Origin of the sequence: Streptomyces sp. NPDC014727, assembly GCF_043083485.1 — a bacterium.
GTDB lineage: Bacteria > Actinomycetota > Actinomycetes > Streptomycetales > Streptomycetaceae > Streptomyces.
In genome coordinates this window covers 154,568-180,060 of record NZ_JBIBYR010000003.1, presented here as the reverse complement: position 1 = coordinate 180,060, position 25,493 = coordinate 154,568, and the positions used below count along the sequence as shown (strand labels likewise).

The window sequence follows — 25,493 nt, the reverse complement described above, 5'->3', positions numbered from 1 at the left end:
AACGCCATGAAGCAGCGCGAGACCGGCACGACCACCGGTGCGGGTACCGACGGCAACGCGGCCTACGGCCACAAGGCATTCAAACGGTCCAGGAGCCACTTCGCCGACCGCATCACCGCCGACGGCCGGGACGGCTGGCCCGTCGAGGCCGGCCGCTACCGGCTGGTCGTCAGCCGCGCCTGCCCGTGGGCGAGCCGTTCCCTCGTCTCCCGGCGACTCCTCGGACTGGAGGATGCCCTGTCGCTGGCCGTCGCCGATCCGATCCAGGACGACCGCAGCTGGCGCTTCACCCTGGACCGGGGCGGCCGGGATCCGGTGCTCGGCATCACGTACCTGAGCGAGGCGTACGACGCCCGGGAGCCGGACCATCCCGGCGGGGTCAGTGTTCCTGCGATCGTCGACGTACCGAGCGGCAGGCTCGTGACCAACGACTACCAGCAGATCACGCTGGACTTCGCGACCGAATGGACCGCGCTGCACCGGGAGGGCGCGCCCGACCTGTATCCCGAACGCCTGCGTGACGAGATCGACGAGGTCATGGACGGCATCTACCGCGATGTGAACAACGGCGTGTACCGCGCGGGGTTCGCAGCGGAACAGTCCGAGTACGAGGCTGCGTACCAGGATGTGTTCTGCCGCCTGGACCAGGTGTCCGAACGCCTCGCGGACCGGCGCTACCTCGTCGGCGCATCAGTCACCGAAGCGGACATCAGGCTGTTCACCACACTGGTGCGGTTCGACGCTGTCTATCATGGACACTTCAAGTGCAATCGCTCGAAGCTGGCGGAGGACCGCGTTCTGTGGGCGTACGCCAGGGACCTGTACCAGACGCCCGGTTTCGGAGACACGGTCGACTTCCACCACATCAAGCAGCACTACTACCGGGTCCACAGCGGCATCAACCCCACCGGCATCGAGCCCGTCGGCCCCGACCTGTCGGGCTGGCTCACGCCGCACCACCGGGAGGAGCTGGGCGGACGCCCGTTCGGTGACGGCACCGCGCCAGGGCCGGTGCCGCCCGGGGAGCAGGTCCCGCCGTCGGGGCGTCCCTGAACCCGGAGCCCGTGACGGTCGCGCCCGGACAAGGGGGCAGGGCCCTGTCGAGCCGCCGGCGATCACGAGATATCTTGATGTCAAGCAATGTTGCAGACGTGGAGCGGAGCACAGGGTGACTGACTCGACCATCATCTACACACACACCGACGAGGCTCCGGCCCTGGCGACCTATTCGTTCTTGCCCGTGGTCCAGGCGTACGCCTCGACGGCCGGGGTCAATGTCGAGAGCCGCGACATCTCGCTGGCCGGGCGCATCATCGCCGTCTTCCCCGAGTACCTCCAGGAGAGCCAGCGCATCGACGACGCGCTCGCCGAGCTCGGTGCCCTGGCCAAGACGCCGGAAGCCAACATCATCAAGCTGCCGAACATCTCGGCTTCGATCCCGCAGCTGAAGGCTGCCGTCGCCGAGCTGCAGGCCCAGGGCTACGCACTGCCGGACTACCCGGACGACCCGCAGACCGATGAGGACAAGGACGTCCGCGCGCGCTACGACAAGGTCAAGGGCAGCGCCGTGAACCCGGTGCTGCGCGAGGGCAACTCCGACCGCCGCGCCCCCGCCTCGGTCAAGAACTACGCCAAGACGCACCCGCACCGCATGGGCGCCTGGACGGCCGATTCGAAGACGAACGTCGCCACCATGGGCGTCGACGACTTCCGCTCCACCGAAAAGTCCGCGGTCATCGCCGAGGCCGGTTCGCTGCGCATCGAGCTCGCGGGCGACGACGGCAGCACCACCGTTCTGCGCGACTCGGTCCCGGTGCTCGCGGGCGAGGTCGTCGACGCGGCGGTCATGCGCGTCGCGGCCCTGCGCGAGTTCTTCACCGCGCAGGTCGCCCGCGCCAAGGCCGAGGGCGTGCTGTTCTCCGTCCACCTCAAGGCCACCATGATGAAGGTCTCCGACCCGATCATCTTCGGCCACGTGGTCCGCGCCTTCTTCCCGAACACCTTCGCCAAGTACGGCGAGGTGCTCGCTGCGGCCGGTCTCTCCCCGAACGACGGCCTCGGCGCCATCCTCAAGGGCCTGGACTCCGTGCCGCACCTGGGCGCCGAGGTCAAGGCGTCCTTCGAGGCCGAGCTCGCCGAAGGCCCCGCGCTGGCCATGGTCGACTCCGACAAGGGCATCACCAACCTCCACGTACCGAGCGATGTCATCGTCGACGCCTCCATGCCGGCCATGATCCGCACCTCCGGTCACATGTGGGGCCCGGACGGCAAGGAGGCCGACACCCTCGCCGTGCTCCCCGACAGCAGCTACGCGGGTGTCTACCAGGTCGTCATCGACGACTGCCGCGCCAACGGCGCCTTCGACCCCTCGACCATGGGCTCGGTGCCGAACGTCGGCCTGATGGCCCAGAAGGCCGAGGAGTACGGCAGCCACGACAAGACCTTCGAGATCCCCACCACGGGTACGGTGCGGGTCCTCGACGCCAACGGCGACGTCGTGCTGGAGCAGGTCGTGGGCGCGGGCGACATCTTCCGCATGTGCCAGACCAAGGACCTGCCGATCCAGGACTGGGTCAAGCTCGCCGTCACCCGCGCCCGCGCCACCGGCGCCCCGGCCGTGTTCTGGCTCGACGAGGACCGCGCCCACGACGCACAGCTGATCGCCAAGGTCAAGGCGTACCTCGCCGACCACGACACCGACGGCCTGCAGATCGAGATCATGTCGCCGGTGAAGGCGACCGCGTTCTCGCTGGAGCGCATCCGCCGCGGCGAGGACACCATCTCGGTGACCGGCAACGTGCTGCGTGACTACCTGACCGACCTGTTCCCGATCCTTGAGCTGGGCACGAGCGCGAAGATGCTCTCCGTCGTCCCGCTCATGAACGGCGGCGGACTCTTCGAGACCGGTGCCGGCGGCTCCGCGCCCAAGCACGTCCAGCAGCTCGTCAAGGAGAACTACCTCCGCTGGGACAGCCTGGGCGAGTTCTTCGCGCTCGCGGCCAGCTTCGAGCACCTGGCCGCGACCACGGGCAACGCGCGCGCCCAGGTCCTCGCCGACACCCTCGACCGTGCGACCGGCACCTTCCTCAACGAGGACAAGTCGCCGAGCCGCAAGCTGGGCGGCATCGACAACCGCGGCAGCCACTTCTACCTGTCCCTCTACTGGGCCCAGGAGCTGGCGCAGCAGACCGACGACGCGCAGCTCGCGCAGGCCTTCGCCGCGCTCGCGAAGACACTGCAGGAGCAGGAGCAGACCATCGTCGACGAGCTGATCGCGGTCCAGGGCTCGCCGGCCGACATCGGCGGCTACTACCAGCCCGACCCGGCCAAGGCCGCGGCCGTCATGCGTCCGTCGGCGACGTTCACGCAGGCCATCGCCGCCATCGGCTGACGCGGCCGCTGCGGAAGGGGGGGCGCGTCCAGGCGTGCCCCCTCAACCCCTCAGCCCTCCCGCCCCGGCCGGCATCCTGCCCGGCCGGGGCGGTTCCGTGATGCCGCGGGCCGGCGCCGCGAGCGCTCGGCGGTGCCGGGCATTTTCCGCGTGCTCCCGTACAAGCAGCCTGAGCGGCACAGCAGCGATCCCCGGAGCCGGTCACCGATCCGGGTGTTCGCCGCCTCCTGCGACAACCGCGCCGCCGTGTGGGGGAGTTGGCGGCGCCCTGCGGGTATCCGGCGACTCGGAGACATGAACCGCTCTGCGGCTATTGTCGGTTGAGCGGATGAGGGCGTCGCGCCCCGTGCTCCGAGCCACGGCGTCGGCCCTCGCCCGCACGGAAGTCCGCACCGGCGCCGACGGTGTGCGGGTGGGCCGGGCCGTCGGCCGAGGACGCCCTGACGAGTGAAAGTCATGCGACGGCGGGCGCCGGGCCGCACATAGTGGCCCCGCGGCTGATTTGCTGCACCTGGAATCTGGCGTGACGCGCGCGGGACCGGCCTGTCGGCCGTCCCGGTGGAGTCGGCGCCCCTGCCGGGTGCCCAGTCCACCCGCGAATGAGATCGAAGGAGCGTCCCAGTGACGACGACGGGCACATCAGGGGCAGCCGAGGAAGACGAGGCGTACGCGAACGAGCTCCCGGTACGCGCCAAGGAACCGGGCAACGTCGTCGTCAAGTGGCTGACCACCACCGATCACAAGACGATCGGCACGCTCTACCTGGTCACGTCGTTCGCCTTCTTCATCGTCGGTGGTGTGCTGGCTCTGGTCATGCGAGCCGAGCTGGCCCGTCCCGGAATCCAGATCATTTCGCCGGAGCAGTTCAACCAGGCGTTCACGATTCACGGCACGATCATGCTGCTGATGTTCGCGACGCCGCTGTTCGCCGGCTTCACGAACTGGATCATGCCGCTGCAGATCGGCGCGCCCGACGTGGCGTTCCCACGGCTGAACATGTTCGCGTACTGGCTGTACCTCTTCGGCTCGCTCATCGTGGTGGCCGGCTTCCTCACCCCGCAGGGCGCGGCCGACTTCGGCTGGTTCGCCTACTCCCCACTGACCGACGCGGTCCGCTCACCGGGTGTCGGCAGCGACATGTGGATCATGGGTCTGGCTTTCTCGGGCTTCGGCACGATCCTGGGTTCGGTCAACTTCATCACCACGATCATCGGCATGCGTGCCCCCGGCATGACGATGTTCCGCATGCCGATCTTCGTCTGGAACGTCCTGCTGACCGCCGTACTCGTCCTGCTGGCCTTCCCCGTTCTCGCGGCCGCCCTGCTGGTGCTGGAAGCGGACCGGAAGTTCGGCGCGCACGTCTTCGACCCGGCCAATGGCGGGGCGCTGCTCTGGCAGCACCTCTTCTGGTTCTTCGGCCATCCGGAGGTGTACATCATCGCTCTGCCGTTCTTCGGGATCGTCACTGAGATCATCCCGGTCTTCAGCCGCAAACCGATCTTCGGCTACATCGGTCTGATCAGTGCGACGATCGCCATCGCCGGCCTCTCGGCGACCGTGTGGGCGCACCACATGTTCGTCACCGGCGGTGTGCTGTTGCCGTTCTTCTCGTTCATGACCTTCCTCATCGCGGTGCCGACCGGTGTGAAGTTCTTCAACTGGATCGGCACGATGTGGAAGGGATCGTTGTCCTTCGAGACACCGATGCTCTGGTCGATCGGCTTCCTGGTCACGTTCCTCTTCGGTGGTCTGACCGGTGTGATCCTGGCGTCGCCCCCGATGGACTTCCACGTCTCCGACTCGTACTTCGTCGTCGCGCACTTCCACTACGTCGTCTTCGGGACCGTGGTCTTCGCGATGTTCGCCGGATTCCACTTCTGGTGGCCGAAGTTCACCGGCAAGATGCTGGACGAGCGGCTCGGCAAGATCACGTTCTGGACGCTGTTCGTGGGCTTCCACGGCACGTTCCTGGTGCAGCACTGGCTGGGTGCCGAGGGCATGCCGCGTCGTTACGCGGACTACCTCGCCGCGGACGGCTTCACCGCGCTGAACACGATCTCGACGATCTCCTCGTTCCTGCTCGGTCTGTCGATGCTGCCGTTCTTCTACAACGTGTGGAAGACCGCCAGGTACGGCAAGAAGATCGAGGTCGACGACCCGTGGGGCTACGGCCGGTCGCTGGAGTGGGCGACCTCCTGCCCGCCGCCCCGGCACAACTTCCACGCGCTGCCGCGGATCCGTTCCGAATCCCCGGCGTTCGACCTGCACCACCCCTCGGTCCGTGCCCTCGACCGAGCGATCAATCGTCCCGGCACCGGCACGACCGCCGCCCCGGGGGACAACGGGGCATGAGCAGAACGGTCCCGGGAGAGGAGGATCGAGTGGACCCGGACAAGGACAGTGCGCGCGGTCTGGCACAGCTGGAGGGCTATCTGCTGTGGAACGCCGAGGTCGAGGAGGCCCGACGGCAGGCGGACCGCTTCACCGACGAGCTGCCCTGGCTGACCACGGCACAGCGCGAGGAGGTGGAACGGGTCTATATCGCGGACCGTGTCACCACTTCGCGGGCCGTGCTCTGCCGGATCTCCGCGCGTGCCATCCAACTGCGCGGCGAGTACGACGCGCGCTACCGCGAGCTCAGGGCCCGCTGCGTCGCGGCCGGTGTCGTGCTCGTCGGCGCGGTCGGTGGCACCTGCACGGCGGTCACCCTGCTGGCCCGCTGACCCGGTGGTGTCGTCCGTCCGCCGTCCCCAGCAGGCGAAGTCGGCCGCGGCTCGTGAAGATGAGAGATGACGGGCGCGTGCGACGGGGCAGGCGAACGGACGACCGTGCAGGCCCGAGAAGGGACGAACACCGTGGCACGACCCAGGATCCTCGTTGTCGGCGCCGGATTCGCCGGGGTGGAGTGCGTGCGCCGTCTGGAGCGCGGGCTCGTCCCGGGCGAGGCGGACATCACGCTCGTCGCCCCGTTCTCGTACCAGCTCTATCTGCCCCTGCTGCCCCAGGTGGCGGCAGGGGTGCTCACCCCGCAGTCGGTCGCGGTGTCGCTGCGACGAAGCCGCAAGCACCGCACCCGGATCATCCCGGGCGGTGCCATCGGAGTGGACCCCAAGGCGAAGGTCTGCGTCATCCGCAAGATCACCGACGAGGTCGTCTACGAGCCCTACGACTACATCGTGCTCAGCCCCGGCAGTGTCACCCGCACTTTCGACATCCCCGGCCTGCTCGACAACGCCCGGGGCATGAAGACGCTCGCCGAGGCCGCGTACGTACGGGATCACGTGATCGCTCAGCTCGATCTCGCGGATGCCAGTCACGACGAGCACGAGCGGGCTTCGCGGCTCCAGTTCGTGGTGGTCGGCGGCGGATACGCGGGCACCGAGACGGCCGCCTGCCTGCAACGCCTCACCACCAACGCGGTCAGGCAGTACCCGAGGCTCGACCCCAGGCTGATCAAGTGGCACCTCATCGACATCGCCCCGAAGCTCATGCCCGAACTGGGGGACAAACTCGGCCGGAGCGCCCTGGAGGTGCTGCGCTCTCGCGGCATCGAGGTGTCGCTCGGGGTCTCCGTCGCCGAGGCCGGGCCGGAGCAGGTGACCTTCACCGACGGCCGGGTGGTGCCTTGCCGCACGCTGATCTGGACGGCGGGCGTCACCGCGAGTCCACTGGTCTCCACCTTCGACGCGGAGACGGTACGCGGACGGCTCGCGGTGACGCCCGAGATGAGCCTGCCGGGCTTCGACGGCATGTTCGCGCTCGGTGACGTCGCGGCCGTACCGGACCTGAGCAAGGACGCCGGGGCGGTCTGCCCGCCCACCGCGCAGCACGCCATGCGCCAGGGCCGCACGCTCGCCGACAACCTCATCGCCACGCTCCGCCACCGGCCGCTGAAGCCGTACGTGCACCGGGACCTCGGACTGGTCGTGGACCTCGGAGGCAAGGACGCGGTGTCCAAGCCGATCGGCCTCGAAATGCGCGGAATCCTGGCACAGGCCGTCGCCCGTGGCTACCACTGGGCGGCGCTGCGGACCAATGTGGCCAAGGTGCGGGTCATGACCAACTGGATGCTCAACGCCGTCGCGGGTGACGACTTCGTGCGTACCGGATTCCAGGCCCGCAAGCCGGCCAAGCTGCGTGACTTCGAGTACACGGGCTCCTATCTCACACCGGCACAGGTCCGCGAGCACACTGCATCGCTGCACACCGGTGTCTGACCCCGCTCACGGCCCGGAACGGTGATCCGCGCACGGCTCGGAAGGAGTGCGGTCAAGGGGCGGGGTCCGTCGTCCGGCGGGCCCCGCCCCTTGACCGCGGACGGTCGGGTCAGCTGTTGCTCTCGTGACCGGCGGTCAGACCGGAGTCCAGTTCCGCCACCGGGGACAGGATGTCGTCCATGCTCTTCAGCAGCTCCGCGTCGAGTGTCACACCCGCCGCCCCGGCGTTCTCCGTCACCTGCTCGGGCCGGGAAGCGCCGATGATGGCGGCGGAGACATTGGGGTTCTGCAGCACCCAGGCGACCGCGAGCTGGGCGAGGCTGAGACCGGCCTGGTCGGCGAGCGGCCGCAGCTGCTGGACGCGCTCCAGCACCTCGTCACGCAGCCAGCCGGCGACCATGTTCGCGCCGCCCTTCTCGTCCGTCGCCCGAGAACCGGCCGGGAGCGGCGCGCCGGGCTTGTACTTGCCCGTGAGGGCGCCCTGAGCGATCGGTGACCAGACGATCTGCCCGATGCCCAGTTCCTCCGACGCGGGTACCACCTCACTCTCGATGACCCGCCACAGTGCCGAGTACTGCGGCTGGTTGGAGATCAGCGGCACCTGCAGTTCGCGGGCGAGACCGTGTCCGGCACGGAGCTGGTCGGCCGTCCATTCGGAGACGCCGATGTAGAGGGCCTTGCCGGAGCGGACGACGTCGGCGAACGCCTCCATGGTCTCCTCCAGCGGGGTCGAGTGGTCGTAGCGGTGTGCCTGGTACAGGTCCACGTAATCCGTCTGCAGGCGGCGCAGCGAGTTGTCGATGGACTCCATGATGTGCTTGCGTCCGAGCCCCCGGTCGTTGTGGCCGGGGCCGGTCGGGAAGTACACCTTGGTGAACACCTCAAGTCCCGCGCGGCGCTCGTTCTTGAGTGCTCGGCCCAGCACGGCCTCGGCGCGCGTCTCGGCGTAGACGTCCGCGGTGTCGAAGGTGGTGATCCCGGCGTCGAGGGCCGCGCGGATACAGGCGACCGCCGCGTCCTCCTCCACCTGGGAGCCATGGGTGAGCCAATTTCCGTAGGCGATCTCGCTGATGGTCAGACCACTGCGGCCGAGTCGGCGGAATTCCATGTGCCTGCTCTCCCTGTGCTCGTTGGGGGCGGATCGTGCAGGAGCGGTCCATGCTATTGCGCCGCCCGGCCCCGATCGGACAGGCTCAGGCATCGGGGACGGTGAGGTGGACCGTACGGAGGAAGGCCGCGTTGTCCGGGGTGCGGCGGATCCGGTCCAGCAGACTTTCGAGCGCTGTCTGCGGATCCCTGGAGTGCAGCGCGCGGCGCAGTCCGCGCACCGTCCGCAACTCGGTGTCCGTGACGAGGGGTTCGTCGCGCCTGGTGCCGGAGGCCGGGATGTCGACGGCCGGGTGGATCCGTCTGTCGGCCAGCGAGCGGTCGAGCCGGGAGGCTGACTGCCCCGGTGGGCAATTCCTCCTGGTCGACGGGTAGTTCGAGGGTACTGGTCATGCGGGTGGTCCTTTCGCGGACATGGCGAATGAAAAGGCCCGGACGGTACGGGGGCGGAAGGCGACACGCCCCGGACGACGGCACGGTGAGCGCACCGGGTGGGCGGCGACGGCTGCGATATCCGGTTGCCGTGGCGTGTGCGGGGTGATGTGGTTCTCCGGGCCGCACACCCGCCCGCCCACCCGTCCTGACCGGCGCCCTCGGCGCGGAGGAGTCATCTTGTCGATACGCATCACCGCACTGACCGACCCCGAACGTTCCGATGCGAGCCACCGGTTGGCGTGGCTGGCCTCCGACCCTGCGGGCAGCCCGGTCGGCTCGGCGTTCCTGCGCGTCTTCACCCGCGAGGGCCAGGACCACCTCGCCGAACTGGAACTCCATGTCCACCCGGCGCAGCGCCGCAACGGCATCGGCTCACAGTTGCTGGACACGGCCGTCGCCGCTGCCCGCGAGGAGGGCCGACGCAGCGTCATCACACAGGTCGAGGCAGGCTCCTCCGGTGATCATTTTCTGCGGGCCAAGGGACTGCGCAAGGTCCTTGGCCTGACCTACGCCCGCCTTCCGCTGGCGAAGGCCGACACCGCGGCGCTCCGCCGTATCGTCGACCAGCCGCATCCGGGCTACCGCCTGGTGTCCTGGGACGGCACCGTCCCGGACGACCTCGCGCCGACGTTCGCGGCATCGCGCCGCGCCATGGACGACATGCCCATGGACGACACCGACTACGGCACGGTCGTCTGGGACGTGGCACGAGTCCGGGCCGCGGCGACTGCCGTCGCGGCCCGGGGCCAACTGCTCCACACCGTTGCCGCCGTCGACGAGTCCGGCTCCACGATCGTGGGCTTCACCGAACTGGTCGTACCGGCCGGCGGAGAGGGCGACGGTCAGCACTACGGCACCGGTGTCCTTCCCGAACACCGGGGGCACGGCCTCGCACGATGGATGAAGGCGCAGTCCATCCTGCAGGCCCGCGAACGCCACCCGGCCCTCGACGGGCTGCTGGCGGACACCGCGGACAGCAACACGTACATGCGGAGCGTCAACGACGCCCTCGGCTACGAGCCGACGCACAAGTCGGTCGAGTACCAGCTCGATCTCTAGGATCTCCCGTTCGGATCAGGCCCGGGGCGGGGCGAGCCCCGGGTCCTGATCCGCAGGACGCGACCGGGGCGTCAGGTCATCGAGAACGTGGCGACGTACTCGTCGAAGGGCTCGATGCCGACTTCCGCGCGGAGTTCGTCCATGCGATCGGGCTCTTCGCAGGGCCATGGAACCGGCGACCCGTCCTTCACGCCGGCGATCTGTGTGCCGTAGATCTGCTTGCGGCCCTCGTTGACCAGCGTGCGGTCGCGCAGAAAGGCCAGCTCGCGCGGGTCGGCCGAGCCTGCCGAAACCGCCTGCTGCATCAGCTGGAGGGCGTGTCGCTGAACATCGAGCTGTCGGTCGGCGTGCTGGGCGATCAGCCACGCCGCGCGGGCCGCCTCCTCGCCGATCAGTTCCGCCGTCGGCCAGCCGTACTCGTCCATGATCTCACCGAGGCGGTCACCGTGCCGTGCGGTCAGCCGGCGCCACGCCAGCTGTTCGGCGAAGTCCTCGCTGTGTGCGCGGACCGAGGACCGGTGATCGGCCGCAGCCATGGCCGTGAGTTCATCCGCCAGCGCGGCAATGTCGTGCGCCACTCTCAACTCCTGGTTCGGATCGGTGCTTTGTGCTCCTTCCTCGCAACCCTAGGGGCGCATAACGGGCGCAGAGATCATTCCGGAGAACGGTGACAGGCACCTCGACGGACCGCCATAATGGATCTACCCCCGGAGCCGGATTGCCGCGACGATCGCGGTGCCCGATCACGCGAGCCCGGCGTGATCCGGACAAGAGGCCCTAACCCGCCGAGTCACCCGCCTCCGCCGCCGGGAGCGTGCCGCGGAACGCGGCCAGGATCTGCTCGGCCGCCAGCGTGGCCGTCAATTCGCCCTCCCGTACTCGCTGTTCCAGGCCCGGAGCGAGAGAACGCACCCCCGGGTGGCCGCGCAGACTCTCCAGCAGCTCGTCCCGGACCATCGTCCAGGTCCAGTCGACCTGCTGGTCCCGCCGTTTGACGGCGAGTCGGCCGGTCGAATCGAGCAGCCCGCGATGCTGCTCCAGCCGCTCCCACAGCGTGTCGAGACCGGTCGACTCGCGGGCGCTGCAGGTGAGCACCGGGGGCGTCCAGGCCGCGTCCGCCGGGTGCATCAGCCGCAGCGCGCCTGCCAGTTCGCGCGCGGCCGCGCGCGCGTCGCGCTCGTGCGGGCCGTCCGCCTTGTTGACCGCGATGGCGTCCGCCAGTTCCAGGACCCCCTTCTTGATGCCCTGGAGCTGATCGCCGGTACGGGCCAGCGTCAGCAGGAGGAACGAGTCGACCATATTGGCCACCGCCGTCTCCGACTGGCCGACGCCGACGGTCTCGACCAGCACCACGTCGTAACCAGCCGCCTCCATCACCACGATGGACTCCCGGGTCGCCCTGGCCACCCCGCCGAGCGTTCCGGCGGTGGGGGAGGGGCGCACGAATGCGGCAGGGTCCACCGCGAGGTGCTCCATCCTGGTCTTGTCGCCCAGGATGGAGCCACCGGTGCGGCTGGAGGAGGGATCGACGGCCAGCACCGCGACCCGGTGGCCGAGCCCGGTGAGCATCGTCCCGAGGGCGTCGATGAACGTGGACTTGCCGACTCCCGGCACGCCGCTGATGCCGATGCGCCGGGCGTTGCCGGAGTGCGGGAGCACGTCACGCAGCAACCGCTGGGCCAGCGCCCGGTGATCGGGGCGAGTGGACTCGACGAGCGTGATGGCGCGAGCGATGTACGCGCGCTTCCCGTCGAGGACCCCCTTCGTATAGCTGTCGATGTCGATCTTCACTGGCATCGGATCAGCTGCTCACAACTCATGACCGAGCGCGGCACCGAGCCGCGTCACCAGGTCGTGCGCGGCATCCGGGATCACCGTGCCGGGCGGGAACACGGCCGTTGCCCCGGCCTCGTGGAGCGCCTCGATGTCCTGCGGCGGAATCACCCCGCCCACCACGATCATGATGTCGTCGCGGCCCTCGGCGGCCAGTTCCTCACGGAGCGCCGGTACGAGCGTGAGGTGTCCGGCGGCCAGTGAGGAGACGCCCACGACGTGCACGTCCGCCTCCACCGCCTGCCGTGCCACTTCGGCCGGCGTCTGGAACAGCGGGCCGACGTCGACGTCGAAGCCCAGATCGGCGAAGGCCGTCGAGATGACCTTCTGGCCGCGGTCGTGGCCGTCCTGCCCCATCTTGGCGACGAGAATGCGCGGACGGCGCCCCTCGGCCTCCTCGAAGCGGTCCACCAGCTTGCGGGTGCGGTCCACGGAAGGAGACTCACCTGCCTCGTTGCGATACACACCGGAGATCGTACGGATCTGGCCCGCATGTCTCCCGTACACCTTCTCCAGAGCGTCCGAGATCTCACCCACGGTCGCCATCGCACGTGCCGCGTCGACGGCGAGTGCCAGCAGATTGCCTTCGAGGCCGGGGCCGGGGGCTCGCTCCGCCGCCGCCGTCAGCGCCCGCAGCGCCGCCTTGCATGCCCGCTCGTCGCGCTCCTCGCGCAGTCGGCGCAGCTTCTCGATCTGCTGGGTGCGCACCGAGGAGTTGTCCACCTTGAGCACATCGATCTGCTCGTCGCTCTCCACCCGGTACTTGTTGACCCCGATCACCGGCTGGCGGCCGGAGTCGATCCGCGCCTGGGTGCGCGCCGCTGCCTCCTCCACACGGAGCTTCGGGATGCCCGCGTCGATGGCCCGCGCCATGCCGCCCGCCGCCTCGACCTCCTGGATGTGCTGCCAGGCCCGGCGTGCCAGGTCGTACGTCAGTCGCTCCACATAGGCGCTGCCGCCCCACGGGTCGATCACGCGGCCGGTCCCCGATTCCTGCTGCAGCAGCAACTGGGTGTTCCGGGCGATCCGGGCCGAGAAGTCCGTCGGCAGGGCGAGGGCCTCGTCGAGCGCGTTGGTGTGCAGCGACTGGGTGTGCCCCTGGGTGGCGGCCATCGCCTCCACACAGGTCCGGGTGACGTTGTTGAACACGTCCTGCGCGGTCAGTGACCATCCCGACGTCTGCGAATGCGTGCGCAGGGAGAGCGACTTGGCGTTCTTCGGCTCGAACTCCCTGACCAGCTTGGCCCACAGCAGCCGGGCCGCCCGCAACTTCGCGATCTCCATGAAGAAGTTCATGCCGATCGCCCAGAAGAATGACAGGCGCGGCGCGAAGGCGTCCACGTCCAGCCCGGCGTCCCGCCCGGCCCGCAGATACTCCACCCCGTCCGCGAGGGTGTACGCCAGCTCCAGGTCGGCGGTCGCACCCGCCTCCTGGATGTGATAGCCGGAGATGGAGATCGAGTTGTAGCGCGGCATCTTCTGCGAGGTGTAGGCGAAGATGTCGGAGATGATCCGCATCGAGGGCTTCGGCGGATAGATGTAGGTGTTGCGGACCATGAACTCCTTCAGAATGTCGTTCTGAATGGTTCCGGCCAGTTTCTCGGGCCCGACGCCCTGCTCCTCGGCGGCCACGATGTACAGCGCGAGGACGGGGAGCACCGCGCCGTTCATCGTCATGGACACCGACATCCTGTCCAGCGGGATGCCGTCGAAGAGCTGACGCATGTCGTAGATCGAGTCGATGGCCACTCCCGCCATGCCCACGTCGCCGGTCACCCGCGGGTGGTCGCTGTCGTAGCCGCGGTGGGTCGGCAGGTCGAAGGCGACCGAGAGGCCCTTCTGCCCGGCGGCGAGGTTGCGGCGGTAGAAGGCGTTGGACTCCTCGGCCGTGGAGAAGCCGGCGTACTGCCGGATCGTCCAGGGCTGGTTGACGTACATCGTCGGATACGGGCCCCGCAGATACGGGGCGACACCCGGATACGTGCCGAGGAAGTCCAGCCCCTCCAGGTCGCGCCCGGTGTACAGCGGCTTGACCGTGATGCCCTCCGGGGTCTCCCACAGCAGGTCGTCGTCGGAACGGCCGGAGGACTCCTTCACGGCGGCGCGCCACTGGTCCTCGGACACCTCGGCGGCGTCGCCCGGTCCGAGTTCGATGTCGGAGAAGTCAGGGATACGCATTACGCCACACCCATACGGTCGAGGACGGAAGAGAGCACGGCCACCACGTCGGCGCCCGCGAAGACGTACTCGTCGACACCGGTGTAGTCCCCGGGCCGGCCGGCGAGGAACACCCGTTGGGCACCGGCCGAGCGCAGTGCCTCGGCGACCGCCCCGGCCTGCTCGGCGTAGAGCGCGTCGCTGGAGCACAGGCACGCCACGGCGGCCCCGCCGGCCCGGAACGCGGCGGCGGCCGTGGTCGCGTCGACGGAGACCGGGTCGTGCACCGGTTCGATCCCGCCCGCCTGGAACAGGTTGGAGGCGAACGACACCCGCGCGGTGTGGACCGCGGCCGGGCCGAGTGCGGCCAGGAACACCCGGGGCCGCTGCCCGGTCGCCGCAAGATGCGCGTCCGACCGGGCGCGCAGCACCTCGAACGCGTCGTCGCGACGGACCCTGGGCAGACCGCCCGATGCCGCTGCGGACGACTCGGCCGGGGCGGGCTCGCGCTCCACCGGGCGCTCCGCCAGCTGCGGGAACTCACTGACCCCGGTGACGGGCTCCTTGCGCCGTGCCAGATCCCTTCCGCGTGCCGCCCAGGTCGCCGCGATGCGCTCGCCGATCAGTCCCGAACGCAGAGCGGCCGCCTGGCCGCCCGACCGCTCGATCTCCTGGAAGAACGCCCAGGCAGAGTCGGCGAGTTCAGCCGTGAGCCGTTCCACGTACCAGGAACCGCCCGCCGGGTCGATCACCCGGGCCAGATGCGACTCCTCCAGCAGGATGGTCGATGTGTTGCGGGCGATGCGCCGGGCGAACGCGTCCGGCAGCCCCAGGGTGTGATCGAACGGCAGCACCGTGACTGAGTCGGCCCCGCCGACACCCGCACCCAGACATGCCAGCGTCGTCCGCAGCATGTTCACCCAGGGGTCGCGCCGCGTCATCATCACCGAGGACGTCACCGCGTGCTGGCGCTGCGCCCCCGCAGCGGCGGCCCCGCACACCTCGGCCACCCGGGCCCACAACCGCCGCGCGGCCCGCAGCTTGGCGACGGTCAGGAACTGATCGGCTGTCGCCGCGTACCGGAACTCCAGCTGCGCACAGGCCTCTTCGACCGTGAGGCCGGCCTCCGTGAGCGCCCGCAGATAGGCGACACCGGTCGCCAGCGAAGCGCCCAGCTCCTCGGCCGCCGAACCGCCGGCCTCGTGGTACGGAAGCGCGTCGACGGTCATGGCCCGCATTCCGGGACATTCCCGCGCGCACCGTCGCGCCCAGTGGACGGCGGCCGTCAGATCCGCTTCGGCACCGTTGCGGGCGGCCAGCCCGAGCGGGTCGGCGCCCAGGTTGCCGCGGGCCTTGCGCACCTCGACGCCCCGCTCGGTGTGGAGCCGCAGCAACTCCGTCGCCGCGGCGTCGAGGTGGCTGCCGGCGTCGAGCACCACGGGAGCCAGATCGAGGAGGACGCCGTCCAGCGCCCCCGCCAGAGCGGACACCGGCACGCCATCGGTACCGCCCACGGTCAGCCACAGAGAGGTGACACCGTTCTCCAGATCCGCGAGCACGGCCTCATTGAGGCCTACAGGATCCGGCAGGGCGTGCCGCTGCCGTACGTCCCAGCCGCCCGCCGCGTTGCCCCCGGCCGTACCGCCGCGGGTGAAGGGGGCGAAGCCCGGATGTCCGGCATCGGGAGCGCTGTCGCGCGAGGTGTAGAGAGGGCGGGTGATGAGCCCGTCCTCCACCGTGGTGGACAGCGCTTCCTCGGCGGCCGAACCCGCAACATCCTTGCCCGACTTGCGCAGCACGCCTTCGACGAGGCTCTGCCACTGCTCATGGGCGGGTTGAGGGAAATCGGCGGCCAACGAAAGCCCGTCGGCAGGCTGGACCGTCATGCCCAGATGCTAGGTCAGGTCTCAGACGAGCAGCAGGGGCTCTGCCTGTGACCTTGCCCTCTCCGAGAGCACTCGACCCTTCACACACGGTCGCGCAGTCGACGTCGATCCGAGACTTGGCGCTTCCTCCAAGTGGACTGGCATTTGCTCCACATATCAGCAGGATGGATTGCAGCTGCGAGGTCAGTCCGAATATCTTGTCGCACATGCAGTCCTACACAATCGGGCAGGCGGCGCGTCTCCTGGGGGTCAGCCCCGACACGGCCCGCCGCTGGGCGGACGCCGGAAGGGTCGCGACCCATCGCGACGAAGGCGGCCGCAGGCTCATCGACGGCCGCGATCTGGCCGCGTTCTCCATCGAGATCGGCCAGGGCGGCGGAGCCGAGGAGGAAGCCTCGTACACCTCGGCCCGCAACGCCTTCCCGGGCATCGTCACCGGACTGAAACTCGGCGACGTCGCGGCCCAGGTCGAGATCCAGGCAGGCCCGCACCGGCTGGTGTCGCTGCTCACCCGGGAGGCCGTCGAGGAGCTCGGACTGGAGGTCGGCATGCGGGCCACCGCTCGTGTGAAGTCCACCAGCGTGTACATCGACCGCGCCTGATCGCGCATCACCTACGACGTGCATCACCCTCAAGGAGCCTTCGGCAACATGACGACCACCCTCACCAGACGCCGCGCCGCCGCCGCGATCGTGACCGCAGCGCTGCTCGTCCCGCTCGCCGCCTGCAGCGGCGGTGGCGACGACAAGAAGGACTCCGGCGACAAGTCCGCCTCGTCCTCCGGCGCCCCAGCGGCCCGGCTCACGGTGCTGGCCGCGGCCTCGCTCACTGATGTGTTCAAGACCGCGGGCGCCGCGTACGAGAAGGAGCACCCGGGCACGAAGGTGACGTTCTCCTTCGCCGGGTCCCAGGAACTCGCCGCGCAGGTGAAGCAGGGCGCCCCCGCCGATGCCCTGGTCACCGCCGACACCAAGACGATGGACGGGCTGAAGTCCGACACCGGCACCCCCACGGTCATCGCCAAGAACCGTCTCGTCATCGCCACCGGGGAGGGCAACCCGGAGAAGATCGCGAACCTGAAGGACCTGACGAACCCCAAGCTGAAGGTCGTCCTGGCCGCCCCCGAGGTGCCGGTCGGCCGCTACAGCCAGCAGGTCCTCGACGCCCAGAAGCTCACCGTCAAGCCGGTCTCCCAGGAACCCAACGTCCGCGCCGTCCTCAGCAAGGTCGAGCTGGGCGAGGCCGACGCGGGCATCGTCTACAAGACGGACGCGGCCACGGCCACCGACAAGGTCGACGCCGTCGACATCCCCGACGCGCAGAACGCGGTGGCCTCCTACCCGGCGGCCACACTGCGGCAGTCCAAGAACTCCGAGGCCGCCACAGCGTTCGTGAAGTGGCTCAGCTCCCCCGAAGCGCAGAAGATCTTGCAGGCCGCGGGCTTCCAGCAGCCGTAGCCGGCGCGCCGAACCCGCCGCACGAGGGCCGCCCGGGACGGGGGGACCGGGCAGCCCTCGTGCGATCGAGCCAGTCCCGCACCCACCGACCGATCCCGGGAACCTCCGATGAGAGCCCTCCGCAGCCGCGTGCCCGGCGCGCGTACCCCTGTCGCCCTGGCGCTCCCCGCGCTGCTCGCCGTCGCGTTCCTGCTGATGCCGTTGATCGGTGTTCTCGCCCGTACCTCCTGGACTGACCTGGGCGCCCATCTCACCAGCCCGGGTGTCACACAGGCGCTCAGGCTGTCCCTGCTCGTCTCGTTCTGGGCCCTGGGCCTCTCGCTCCTGCTGGGCGTTCCCCTGGCCTGGCTGCTGGCCCGGGTCGACTTCCCCGGCAAGGCGATCGTGCGGTCGCTGGTCCTCCTGCCGATGGTGCTGCCGCCCACCGTCGGAGGCGTGGCGCTCCTCCTCGGCTTCGGCCGCCGGGGACTGCTCGGCCCCTGGCTGGAGGACACCTTCGGGGTCACGCTGCCGTTCCACACCTCGGGCGCGGTGGTCGCGGCGACCTTCGTCGCGATGCCGTTCCTGGTGATCAGCCTCGAAGGGGCGCTGGCCGGGCTGCGACCCTCCTACGAGGAGACCGCGGCCTCCCTGGGGGCCTCACCGGCCCGGGTGTTCTTCACCGTGACCCTCCCGATGGTCGCCCCCGGTCTCGCCGCCGGGGCCGCACTCACCTGGGCGCGGGCGCTCGGCGAGTTCGGCGCGACCATCACCTTCGCGGGCAACCTGCCGGGCACCACCCAGACGCTGCCCCTCCAGGTCTACCTGCTGCTCCAGGACTCCCCGGAGGCCGCCACATCCGTCTCGCTCCTGCTGCTCGCCATCGCCATGGCCGTACTCGTCGGGCTGCGCGGACGCTGGACCGGGACCCCGCGCGACCGCTCGCGCGACGCCGAACCCGACGCAGGCGGCGCGGACGACACGGACGGAGCACGCACGCCGGCCGTCCGGCCGGGTCACGCAACGCCCACGGTCCCGCAGCAACGCCGCTCGCTGCACGCCGAGGTCACCGGCTTCAACCGACTGACTCTCGACGCGGCACCCGGCACCACGATCGCCGTCGTCGGACCCAATGGCGCGGGCAAGACGACCCTGCTGCGCGCCCTCCTCGGCCTCACCCCGCGCGCCCGCGCCCGGCTGCGCCTCGGTGACACCGATGTCACCGCGCTGCCCCCGCACCGTCGTCAGGTCGCCTGGGTGCCGCAGAACGGCGCGCTCTTTCCGCATCTGAGCGCACTGACGAACACGGCGTACGGGCTGCGGGCGCACGGCGTCCCCCGGGCCGAGGCCCGCCGCGAGGCGCGGCAGTGGCTGGACCGGCTGGGCGTCGGTCATCTCGCCCACCGTCGGCCGGCCCAGCTCTCCGGCGGTCAGGCTCAGCGCGTGGCCCTGGCCCGTGCACTCGCCGCCCGCCCCTGGCTGCTGCTGCTCGACGAGCCGCTCGCCGCCCTCGACCAGACCACCCGGGCCCATGTCCGGCACACCCTGCGTACCCATCTCGCCGGGTTCGGCGGGGTCTGTCTGATCGTCACCCACGACCCCGTCGAAGCGGTGTCCCTGGCCGACCGGGTCCTGGTGCTCGACGAAGGCCGCACCCTTCAGGACGCCGCACCGGCCGAAGTGACCCGGCACCCGCGCTCGCCCTGGGTCGCCCGGATGCTCGGTCGCAACGCCTGGCCCGGCACCGCCGCCCCCGACGGCACCCTCGCCCTCGTCGGCGGCGGCCGGCTGGTCGTCGCGGACTCCCTCGCCGAAGGGACGGCCGCCCTCGCGATCATCGCGCCGGAAGCGGTCTCCGTGCACCATGACAGGCCCGGCGGAAGCCCTCGCAACGTGTGGCCGGGCACGGTCCGTGAGCTCACCGCCGTGGGCAGCCGCCTGCGGGTGGTGATCGTCTCGGACGAGGTCCCGGACCTGGTCGCCGAGATCACTCCCGAAGCGGCGACCGAGCTGGGGCTCGGTGAGGGAACGGCCGTCTGGACCAGCGTGAAGGCGACCGAGGCCATCGCCGTCGCTCTGTGAGTCGATCGGCCGTGCGTTCGACGGTGTTCACCATGTGTTCCTCTGCCCCGGTGTTTTCGGCCTGGGGGAGTGGTGGCGATTTCATTTTCTTCCCCCATCTGCCGCGGGTTCCCGATCGGCGCCCGTGCGGCGTTTTACTTTGTCGAATTCCTGACCGCGTGCGACGTTTGACGGGGCCAGAGCGGATCAATTCGCCCAGGTGTCGGGAAAAGGGGAATTTCATCGTGCAGACCGCCAGGGCAGTCCCTGCATCCACCGTCGTCAATCTGCGGGATCTGGGCGGCATCCCCCTGGAGGCCGGACGCCGGGTCCGGTCGGGCGCGGTACTGCGCTCCGGCCGGCTCAGCGGGCTGGACGCGGCGCAGGACAGGGCGGTGGCCGCGCTCGGCATCCGCACCGTCGTCGATCTGCGGACCGCCGACGAGCGTGCGGCGGCACCCGACCGGCTGCCTCCCGGCGCCCGGCTCTTCGTCGCCGATGTGCTCGGCGACAACCCGGGTGTGGCCCCTGCCAGGCTGCGCGCGCTGCTGGCCGATCCGGTGGCGGCGGAGCAGTTGCTGGGGAGCGGGAAGGCGGAGGAACTGTTCGCAGGGACCTACCGGCAGATGGTGCTCTCACCGGCGGCCGCCGCCGCGTACCGGGCCTTCGTCGAGACGGTCGCCGACGAACATGCCCGCCCGGTGCTCTTCCACTGCACGACCGGCAAGGACCGTACCGGCTGGGCCACCGCGCTGCTCCTGATGCTGCTCGGTGCGTCACGGGACGTGGTGCGGTCCGAGTTCCTCGCCGTGAATCCGGTCGTCCGGGTCGCCTACGCGCCGTACGTACAGGACTTTCTCGACGCGGGCGGCGATCCGGAGATCGCGTCCGCGATCATCGAGGTCCGGCCCCGCTATCTCGACATGGCGCTCGACGCCATGGACGAGAGGTGGGGCGGCCTCGACGGGTATGTGCGCGACGGTCTGAGGGTTCCGCAGGCCGCTGTGGAGTGCCTGCGCAGTGGGCTTGTGGTGTCGGTCTGAGCCGAACGCCGGGATTCCGGTCCCTGGCCGGTGTCCTCGGCGGGTTCCCCGCGAGAGCGGTGAGCGGGGGCCTGGCGTACTCCTGGGTTGACTTGATACCCCCAGGGGGTATGTTGGAGTCCATCGGGGGGTGCTGCCTCCCGTGGACCCGCTGGAGGACACCGTCATGAACAACGCACTGAGGATCACCGCCTTCGCCGCCGCGCTCGCCGCGACCTTCGGGACCGCGTACGGCGTGGGCCGGGGCCTCGACCCGCTGGTGGCGGCGGAGGACCGCCCCGCGCAGCGGCACGCCGGGCACGGTGCGGGGGAGGAGGGTGAGGAGAAGGGGGCCTCGGGCCACGCGGCCAGTGGGCTGCAGATCTCCGACGGCGGGTACGCGCTGGCCCTCGACACGCCCACGATACGAGCCGGGGCCCGGACCGAGATCCGGTTCGCGATCACGGACGACAGCGGTCGCAAGGTCACCGACTACCGGCGCGAGCACGGCAAGGAACTGCACTTCATCCTTGCTTCGAGCGACCTCACCGAATTCCGGCACCTGCATCCGGTCAGGGCGGCCGACGGAACCTGGGCGACCCCCGTCGACCTGCCCAAGGCCGGTGGTTACCGGGCGTTCGCCGACTTCACCCCCGCCGCCGCAGGTGCTGAGAACCTCACGCTCGGAGCGGACTTGGCCGTCTCCGGCACGTACCGCCCCGCGGCGCTGCCGGCCCCGCGCGCCACCGCCGAGGTGGACGGCTACCGTGTCGCACTCGACGGCGAACTCCGTGTCGGCCGGGGCGGTGAGCTGAAGCTGACCGTCAGCCGGAACGGTCGGCCCGTCACCGATCTGCAGCCCTATCTCGGGGCGTACGGGCACCTGGTCGCGCTGCGCTCGGGTGACCTGGCCTATCTTCACGTCCATCCGAACGAGGGCGGCCCCGGCCCCGTGGTGTCCTTCGCGGCGACGGCGCCCAGCGCGGGTACGTACCGGCTCTTCCTCGACTTCCGGCATGAAGGGAAGGTGCGCACCGCGGCGTTCACCGTGCGAGTGACGCCGGAGAAGGGTGCCGCCGAGCCCCAGGAGAGCGGAACCGGAAAGACCGGGGCGCACGCGCACTGAAACGGCTCGGGGGAGTGCCCCGGAGACCGCCGAAGCGACGCCGCGCAGGAGCCCGTTGTGGAGCGACCCCGGTGCGGCGGGCGCTTCCCGGGCCCTGGGTAGGGTGAAGGTGCCGGATTGCGCATCTCCGAGAGGAGCGTACGTTGACCGAACGCAAGCCCGCGGGCGTCAGCTTCGAATCATGGGTGGACAGACAGATCCGTGAGTCCGAGCAGCGCGGCGAATTCTCGCAGTTGCCGGGTTTCGGCAAGCCTCTCGACGGTCTCGACGCCCCCTATGACGAGACCTGGTGGATCAAGCGGAAGATGCAGCGCGAGGGAGTGTCCGTGCTCCCGCCGACCCTGGCGCTGCGCAAAGAGGCGGAGGACGTGGCCGAAGCCGTGTCCGGGGCGCGGACGGAGGCGGAGGTGCGGCGCATGCTGACCGAGGTCAACGAGAAGATCCGGGCGGCCGTCAGGCGGCCGCCGCCGGGGCCGCTGCTGAACCTCCGGCCGTTCGACATCGACGCAGTCGTCGAGGAGTGGCGCGCCACGCACCGTCCGTCGTAGCCCCGGGGCCGGGGATCGGGAAACGAGCGCTCCGAAGCCGGATGCGTAATACTCCCTGCATGATATCGAGCATTACGCAGCGCGGGGCGCACCACGAGGGCACAGGAATCAGACGGGCGACCGCGCGGGACGCCAAGCGGCTCACCCGGCTGGTCAGGACGTCCCGTGCTTATCAGGGGCCCTACGCCGCCATGGTCGCCGGGTATCGGGTGGGACCCGACTACATCGAGACCCATCGGGTCTTCGCCGCCGTCGAGGACGGCACGGACCGAATCCTCGGGTTCTACTCCTTGGTCCTCGCCCCGCCGGAGCTCGACCTCATGTTCGTCGCCGACGCTGCGCAGGGACTCGGCATCGGGCGGCTGCTCATCGGGCACCTGCGCGACGAGGCGCGGCGCACCGGTCTGACCGATGTCCGAATCGTGTCGCACCCGCCCGCCGAGGGCTTCTACAGGAGCGTCGGTGCTCGGCGCACCGGCACTCTTGCGGCCAGCCCTCCGGCCGTGATGTGGGACCGGCCCGAACTGGTGCTGCCGATCGCCTGATCAGGCCCGTAGGGACCCGGCCGGGCCCGCGCGCGGATCCCGGACGGCCCCCCCTTCTCCCGAATGTCGTGCTACGGGTGTCGTGCTACGGGGTCAGCCCCCGTACGGACGCGTGATGATCTCCATGGCGTGACCGACGGGATCGAGGAAGTACATGCCTCGGCCGCCGTGGTTGTGGTTGATCTCGCCCGGATGCTTCTGATGAGGATCCGCGTAGTACGTGATCCCGAGCTCCTTGATGCGGGCGTACGCCGTGTCGAACTCCGGCTCCGAGACGAGGAACGCGTAGTGCTGCGCGGTGATCGACGCTTCGGGAATGTTCGCGAAGTCCAGGGTGACCCCGTTCGCGGTGGCGACCGGTATGAACGGGCCCCATTCCGCGCCGACTTCCAGACCCAGTATGTCCGCCAGGAATTCGGCGGACTCCCGCTTGTCCCGGGCGTGAACGATGGTGTGATTCAACTCGACTGACACTGTGGAATGCCTCCAACGGGCATCTCACGGGCACCTCCACGCCTCACCCGGCCGGTGACCGACGCGCGATGCCGTACTCAAGATCCTAGGTCGGGCCGTGCCGGTCGTCGAGACCCCGGCGGGTACCCGCCGTGAGGTCTACGGTGGGGTCAGGGGGAAGGCGGAGTACTCTGCGTATGGGGACGGAGGCATACGGTGACCTCGACAGCTCACCTCCCCGGCGGCGGGAGCCGCGACCCGGGCCGGCACGAGACGTCCGAGGAACGGGCGGACCGGCAGTGGACCGAACTGCTCCAGGAGCTGCGGGTCGCCCAGACGGGCGTCCAGATCCTGTTCGGTTTCCTGCTCGCGGTCGTCTTCCAGCCGCGCTTCGCCGAGCTGTCGGCCGCCGACCGGACCATCTACGTGATCACCGTGATGCTGGGTTCCGCCACCGCCGCCGCCCTGATCGGACCCGTCTCCTACCACCGTCTGCTCAGCGGACGACGGCTCAAGCCGCAGACGGTCGCCTGGGCCTCACGGCTGACCCTGCTCGGACTGGTCCTGCTGTTCTGCACCATGTGTTCCGCGCTGCTGCTCATCCTGCGGGTGGCCCTGCACAGCTCCCTCGCCCTGTGGCTGGTCGGCGCCATGGCGCTGTGGTTCCTGGTCTGCTGGTTGGTGTTCCCGGCGCGGGCGTTGGCCCGCTCCTCGCGCGAACGCCGGAAATGACCGCCGCACGGGGCGGTCCGTTCAGTCGGATCCGCTCGATACGGGGCCCCGGACGTCCGTGACCGTGAACAGCCCGCCGTCCGGGTCCAGCAGGGTCGCCTCGCCGCCCTGCCCCAGCGCACCCCGCTCGACCAGGCAGCCGCCGTTGCGCCGCGCCGCCTCGACCGTGGCCGCCAGGTCCGTGACGGGGAAATAGACCTGCCAGTGCGGGCGGACCAGCGGATCCGGCGCGGCCTCCACCGCGCCGGAGCTGATCCGGGCGAGCTGCCGCCCGTCGCAGTCGACGATGACCTCGTCCGTCTCGTACGACACCTCGCAGGAACCCGGGCGCCCACTCGCCCAGTCGAGCACCCCGCCGTAGAAGATCGCGGCATCGAAGGCGTTCCTGGTGTGCAGCCGCAGCCAGGCGTGCGAGTGGCCGTCCGGTGCGGGCGGCGAGGTCGACGGCTCGGTCCGCTCCCAGATGCCGAACACCGCACCGTCGCGGTCCGCGGCCAGCGCGCCGCGCCCCTTGCCGAACGCCAGCGGTCCCACCGCGACCGTCCCACTGCGCTCACGGATGCGTGAGGCGGCCGCGTCCGCGTCGGGAACCGCGAAATACGGGGTCCAGGCAACGGCCACCCGGTACGCCGCCGCCACCGCGCCGATACCGGCGACCGGCACGTCGCCGCGGCGGGCGACGGAGAACTCCTGCCCCAGCCTGCCCGGCCGGAAGGACCAGCCCAGCACGGCGGCGTAGAACGCCTGCGCCGATTCCAGGTCGCGAGTCATGAGATTGACCCAGCAGGGCGCTGCGGATCCGGTCAGCGGGGCCGGCATCGACACCGCTCCAGGATGGCTTCCGGTCATGGTCCTACTGCCTTCATCGGTTCTGCGGCTCGCGTGTGCCGACGGCCGTCGGCCCTCACCAGCCTCTCCGCGGGCGGTCGCTCCCGCAACACGCGGCAGACGTCCGGGCCTCCGGCAGATCAGTCGCGTTGCTCGTCGCTGTCGCGATGGATGGTCTCGCTCCCGTGGTCGCCGAGCTCGTAGGGGGACAGGCCGCGCCCGTCGGGCGGGAAGCTGTCGTCGCCGTGGACATCGCGCTGCTCGATGTGGCTGCGGTGGTCCGGCCGCGGTGGCTGCTCCTCGGGCCGGGGTGGAGGCAGTTCCTGGTCGCGACGCCGCCTGCCCAGCCACACGGCACCGATCAGCATGCCCACCAGCGCCACTCCGACAACGCCCATCACCGCCCCGGTCGCGCCCCGCCCGTCGGCGAGGTCGAGGGCCAGCGAACCGAGGTCTCCGTTCGATACGTCCATGCCTCCCGGATACCCCGGGGCGGAGACGTCACTCGGTATGGGACAGGAATTCATATTTTAAGTGGATATGAAGCTAAAAGTGTTTTGGGCGTGCAAGGGCGGCCGGTGCCGGCCAAGCGGCTCGGGCTCCCGGCTCTTTGCCGGTGGACGTCCTCGTGTCGCCGTCGACCGGCCGTGGGGCGAG

The 25,493-nt window shown here is 70.0% G+C and carries 22 protein-coding genes and 1 pseudogene; 14 read left to right on the top strand and 9 right to left on the bottom strand.

From position 1 onward, the window contains the following. Nucleotides 1-6 precede the first annotated feature (6 nt). The 5 genes from ACF1B9_RS06845 (at nucleotide 7) to ACF1B9_RS06825 (ending at nucleotide 7,608) form a co-directional block, all read left to right on the top strand. Nucleotides 7-1,053 carry a glutathione S-transferase family protein gene (locus ACF1B9_RS06845; RefSeq protein WP_391739478.1) on the top strand — a complete coding sequence of 349 codons (1,047 nt, stop codon included), beginning with the start codon at nucleotides 7-9 and terminating at the stop codon, nucleotides 1,051-1,053. Between the two features lie 115 nt (nucleotides 1,054-1,168). Further along, nucleotides 1,169-3,391 (top strand): NADP-dependent isocitrate dehydrogenase, encoded by a 2,223-nt coding sequence (locus ACF1B9_RS06840; protein ID WP_391739477.1) that lies wholly within the window; start codon nucleotides 1,169-1,171, stop codon nucleotides 3,389-3,391. A 621-nt stretch (nucleotides 3,392-4,012) separates the two neighbouring features. Then, nucleotides 4,013-5,743 (top strand): cytochrome c oxidase subunit I, encoded by a 1,731-nt coding sequence (gene ctaD, locus ACF1B9_RS06835; protein ID WP_391739476.1) that lies wholly within the window; start codon nucleotides 4,013-4,015, stop codon nucleotides 5,741-5,743. Nucleotides 5,744-5,772: 29 nt separating this feature from the next. Further along, nucleotides 5,773-6,114, top strand: coding sequence for a hypothetical protein (locus tag ACF1B9_RS06830; RefSeq protein WP_391739750.1), 342 nt, complete (start codon nucleotides 5,773-5,775; stop codon nucleotides 6,112-6,114). 132 nt (nucleotides 6,115-6,246) lie between these two features. After that, the gene (locus tag ACF1B9_RS06825) at nucleotides 6,247-7,608 is read left to right on the top strand and encodes an NAD(P)/FAD-dependent oxidoreductase (protein WP_391739475.1); all 1,362 of its coding nucleotides are present in this window, start codon (nucleotides 6,247-6,249) and stop codon (nucleotides 7,606-7,608) included. Nucleotides 7,609-7,717: 109 nt separating this feature from the next. Here ACF1B9_RS06825 and ACF1B9_RS06820 read toward each other — a convergent pair whose 3' ends face one another. Together ACF1B9_RS06820 and ACF1B9_RS06815 are read right to left on the bottom strand one after the other, a co-directional pair. Then, nucleotides 7,718-8,716 carry an aldo/keto reductase family protein gene (locus ACF1B9_RS06820; protein WP_376272611.1) on the bottom strand — a complete coding sequence of 333 codons (999 nt, stop codon included), beginning with the start codon at nucleotides 8,714-8,716 and terminating at the stop codon, nucleotides 7,718-7,720. Nucleotides 8,717-8,801: 85 nt separating this feature from the next. Next, nucleotides 8,802-9,059 (bottom strand): annotated as a pseudogene (locus ACF1B9_RS06815) (transcription termination factor Rho); the annotation flags it as partial. Nucleotides 9,060-9,327: 268 nt separating this feature from the next. Between ACF1B9_RS06815 and ACF1B9_RS06810 the strand changes: the two are divergent. Continuing rightward, nucleotides 9,328-10,209: a GNAT family N-acetyltransferase gene (locus ACF1B9_RS06810; RefSeq protein ID WP_391739474.1), complete on the top strand. Its 882-nt coding sequence runs from the start codon at nucleotides 9,328-9,330 to the stop codon at nucleotides 10,207-10,209. A 71-nt stretch (nucleotides 10,210-10,280) separates the two neighbouring features. On the opposite strand, the gene ACF1B9_RS06805 is transcribed toward ACF1B9_RS06810, so the two are convergent. The 4 genes from ACF1B9_RS06805 to mutA form a co-directional block, all read right to left on the bottom strand. Then, the gene (locus ACF1B9_RS06805) at nucleotides 10,281-10,787 is read right to left on the bottom strand and encodes a DUF6624 domain-containing protein (protein ID WP_391739473.1); all 507 of its coding nucleotides are present in this window, start codon (nucleotides 10,785-10,787) and stop codon (nucleotides 10,281-10,283) included. Nucleotides 10,788-10,986: 199 nt separating this feature from the next. Further along, entirely contained in the window at nucleotides 10,987-12,006 is a 1,020-nt protein-coding gene (meaB, locus tag ACF1B9_RS06800; protein WP_391739472.1) for a methylmalonyl Co-A mutase-associated GTPase MeaB, read from the bottom strand. Between the two features lie 12 nt (nucleotides 12,007-12,018). Beyond that, nucleotides 12,019-14,220, bottom strand: coding sequence for a methylmalonyl-CoA mutase (gene scpA, locus ACF1B9_RS06795; protein WP_391739471.1), 2,202 nt, complete (start codon nucleotides 14,218-14,220; stop codon nucleotides 12,019-12,021). Next, nucleotides 14,220-16,085: a methylmalonyl-CoA mutase small subunit gene (gene mutA, locus ACF1B9_RS06790; RefSeq protein ID WP_391739470.1), complete on the bottom strand. Its 1,866-nt coding sequence runs from the start codon at nucleotides 16,083-16,085 to the stop codon at nucleotides 14,220-14,222. Before mutA ends, scpA begins: the two co-directional genes overlap by 1 nt. A 206-nt stretch (nucleotides 16,086-16,291) precedes the next feature. Here mutA and ACF1B9_RS06785 point away from each other — a divergent pair, with 206 nt between their 5' ends. The 7 genes from ACF1B9_RS06785 (at nucleotide 16,292) to ACF1B9_RS06755 (ending at nucleotide 22,823) form a co-directional block, all read left to right on the top strand. Then, the gene (locus tag ACF1B9_RS06785; protein ID WP_391739469.1) at nucleotides 16,292-16,687 is read left to right on the top strand and encodes a molybdopterin-binding protein; all 396 of its coding nucleotides are present in this window, start codon (nucleotides 16,292-16,294) and stop codon (nucleotides 16,685-16,687) included. A 48-nt stretch (nucleotides 16,688-16,735) separates the two neighbouring features. Next, complete coding sequence (modA, locus tag ACF1B9_RS06780) at nucleotides 16,736-17,542, top strand: molybdate ABC transporter substrate-binding protein (RefSeq protein ID WP_391739468.1); 807 nt, start codon at nucleotides 16,736-16,738, stop codon at nucleotides 17,540-17,542. A 108-nt stretch (nucleotides 17,543-17,650) separates the two neighbouring features. Next, nucleotides 17,651-19,603, top strand: coding sequence for an ABC transporter permease (locus ACF1B9_RS06775; protein WP_391739467.1), 1,953 nt, complete (start codon nucleotides 17,651-17,653; stop codon nucleotides 19,601-19,603). Between the two features lie 224 nt (nucleotides 19,604-19,827). Then, the gene (locus ACF1B9_RS06770; protein ID WP_391739466.1) at nucleotides 19,828-20,625 is read left to right on the top strand and encodes a tyrosine-protein phosphatase; all 798 of its coding nucleotides are present in this window, start codon (nucleotides 19,828-19,830) and stop codon (nucleotides 20,623-20,625) included. A gap of 166 nt (nucleotides 20,626-20,791) precedes the next feature. Further along, on the top strand, nucleotides 20,792-21,730 hold the full coding sequence (locus ACF1B9_RS06765) for a hypothetical protein (RefSeq protein ID WP_391739465.1): 939 nt from the start codon (nucleotides 20,792-20,794) through the stop codon (nucleotides 21,728-21,730). A 143-nt stretch (nucleotides 21,731-21,873) separates the two neighbouring features. After that, entirely contained in the window at nucleotides 21,874-22,278 is a 405-nt protein-coding gene (locus ACF1B9_RS06760; protein ID WP_391739464.1) for a DUF1992 domain-containing protein, read from the top strand. Nucleotides 22,279-22,337: 59 nt separating this feature from the next. After that, nucleotides 22,338-22,823: a GNAT family N-acetyltransferase gene (locus ACF1B9_RS06755; RefSeq protein ID WP_391739463.1), complete on the top strand. Its 486-nt coding sequence runs from the start codon at nucleotides 22,338-22,340 to the stop codon at nucleotides 22,821-22,823. A 93-nt stretch (nucleotides 22,824-22,916) separates the two neighbouring features. On the opposite strand, the gene ACF1B9_RS06750 is transcribed toward ACF1B9_RS06755, so the two are convergent. Further along, the gene (locus tag ACF1B9_RS06750) at nucleotides 22,917-23,297 is read right to left on the bottom strand and encodes a VOC family protein (protein WP_391739462.1); all 381 of its coding nucleotides are present in this window, start codon (nucleotides 23,295-23,297) and stop codon (nucleotides 22,917-22,919) included. Between the two features lie 195 nt (nucleotides 23,298-23,492). Here ACF1B9_RS06750 and ACF1B9_RS06745 point away from each other — a divergent pair, with 195 nt between their 5' ends. Further along, entirely contained in the window at nucleotides 23,493-24,008 is a 516-nt protein-coding gene (locus ACF1B9_RS06745) for a DUF6328 family protein (RefSeq protein WP_391739461.1), read from the top strand. A gap of 21 nt (nucleotides 24,009-24,029) precedes the next feature. On the opposite strand, the gene ACF1B9_RS06740 is transcribed toward ACF1B9_RS06745, so the two are convergent. Next, nucleotides 24,030-24,857, bottom strand: a complete 828-nt coding sequence (locus ACF1B9_RS06740) for a VOC family protein (protein WP_391739460.1) — start codon at nucleotides 24,855-24,857, stop codon at nucleotides 24,030-24,032. 119 nt (nucleotides 24,858-24,976) lie between these two features. Next, nucleotides 24,977-25,309: a DUF6479 family protein gene (locus ACF1B9_RS06735; protein WP_391739459.1), complete on the bottom strand. Its 333-nt coding sequence runs from the start codon at nucleotides 25,307-25,309 to the stop codon at nucleotides 24,977-24,979. Between the last annotated feature and the right edge of the window lie 184 nt (nucleotides 25,310-25,493).

Coding starts and splice junctions, on each gene's coding strand:
- ACF1B9_RS06845 (WP_391739478.1), top strand. CDS start 7: ATGAAGCAGCGCGAGACCGGCACGACCACCGGTGCGGGTACCGACGGC.
- ACF1B9_RS06820 (WP_376272611.1), bottom strand. CDS start 8,716: ATGGAATTCCGCCGACTCGGCCGCAGTGGTCTGACCATCAGCGAGATC.
- meaB (WP_391739472.1), bottom strand. CDS start 12,006: ATGCCAGTGAAGATCGACATCGACAGCTATACGAAGGGGGTCCTCGAC.
- scpA (WP_391739471.1), bottom strand. CDS start 14,220: ATGCGTATCCCTGACTTCTCCGACATCGAACTCGGACCGGGCGACGCC.
- mutA (WP_391739470.1), bottom strand. CDS start 16,085: ATGACGGTCCAGCCTGCCGACGGGCTTTCGTTGGCCGCCGATTTCCCT.
- ACF1B9_RS06785 (WP_391739469.1), top strand. CDS start 16,292: ATGCAGTCCTACACAATCGGGCAGGCGGCGCGTCTCCTGGGGGTCAGC.
- modA (WP_391739468.1), top strand. CDS start 16,736: ATGACGACCACCCTCACCAGACGCCGCGCCGCCGCCGCGATCGTGACC.
- ACF1B9_RS06775 (WP_391739467.1), top strand. CDS start 17,651: ATGAGAGCCCTCCGCAGCCGCGTGCCCGGCGCGCGTACCCCTGTCGCC.
- ACF1B9_RS06765 (WP_391739465.1), top strand. CDS start 20,792: ATGAACAACGCACTGAGGATCACCGCCTTCGCCGCCGCGCTCGCCGCG.
- ACF1B9_RS06755 (WP_391739463.1), top strand. CDS start 22,338: ATGATATCGAGCATTACGCAGCGCGGGGCGCACCACGAGGGCACAGGA.
- ACF1B9_RS06740 (WP_391739460.1), bottom strand. CDS start 24,857: ATGACCGGAAGCCATCCTGGAGCGGTGTCGATGCCGGCCCCGCTGACC.
- ACF1B9_RS06735 (WP_391739459.1), bottom strand. CDS start 25,309: ATGGACGTATCGAACGGAGACCTCGGTTCGCTGGCCCTCGACCTCGCC.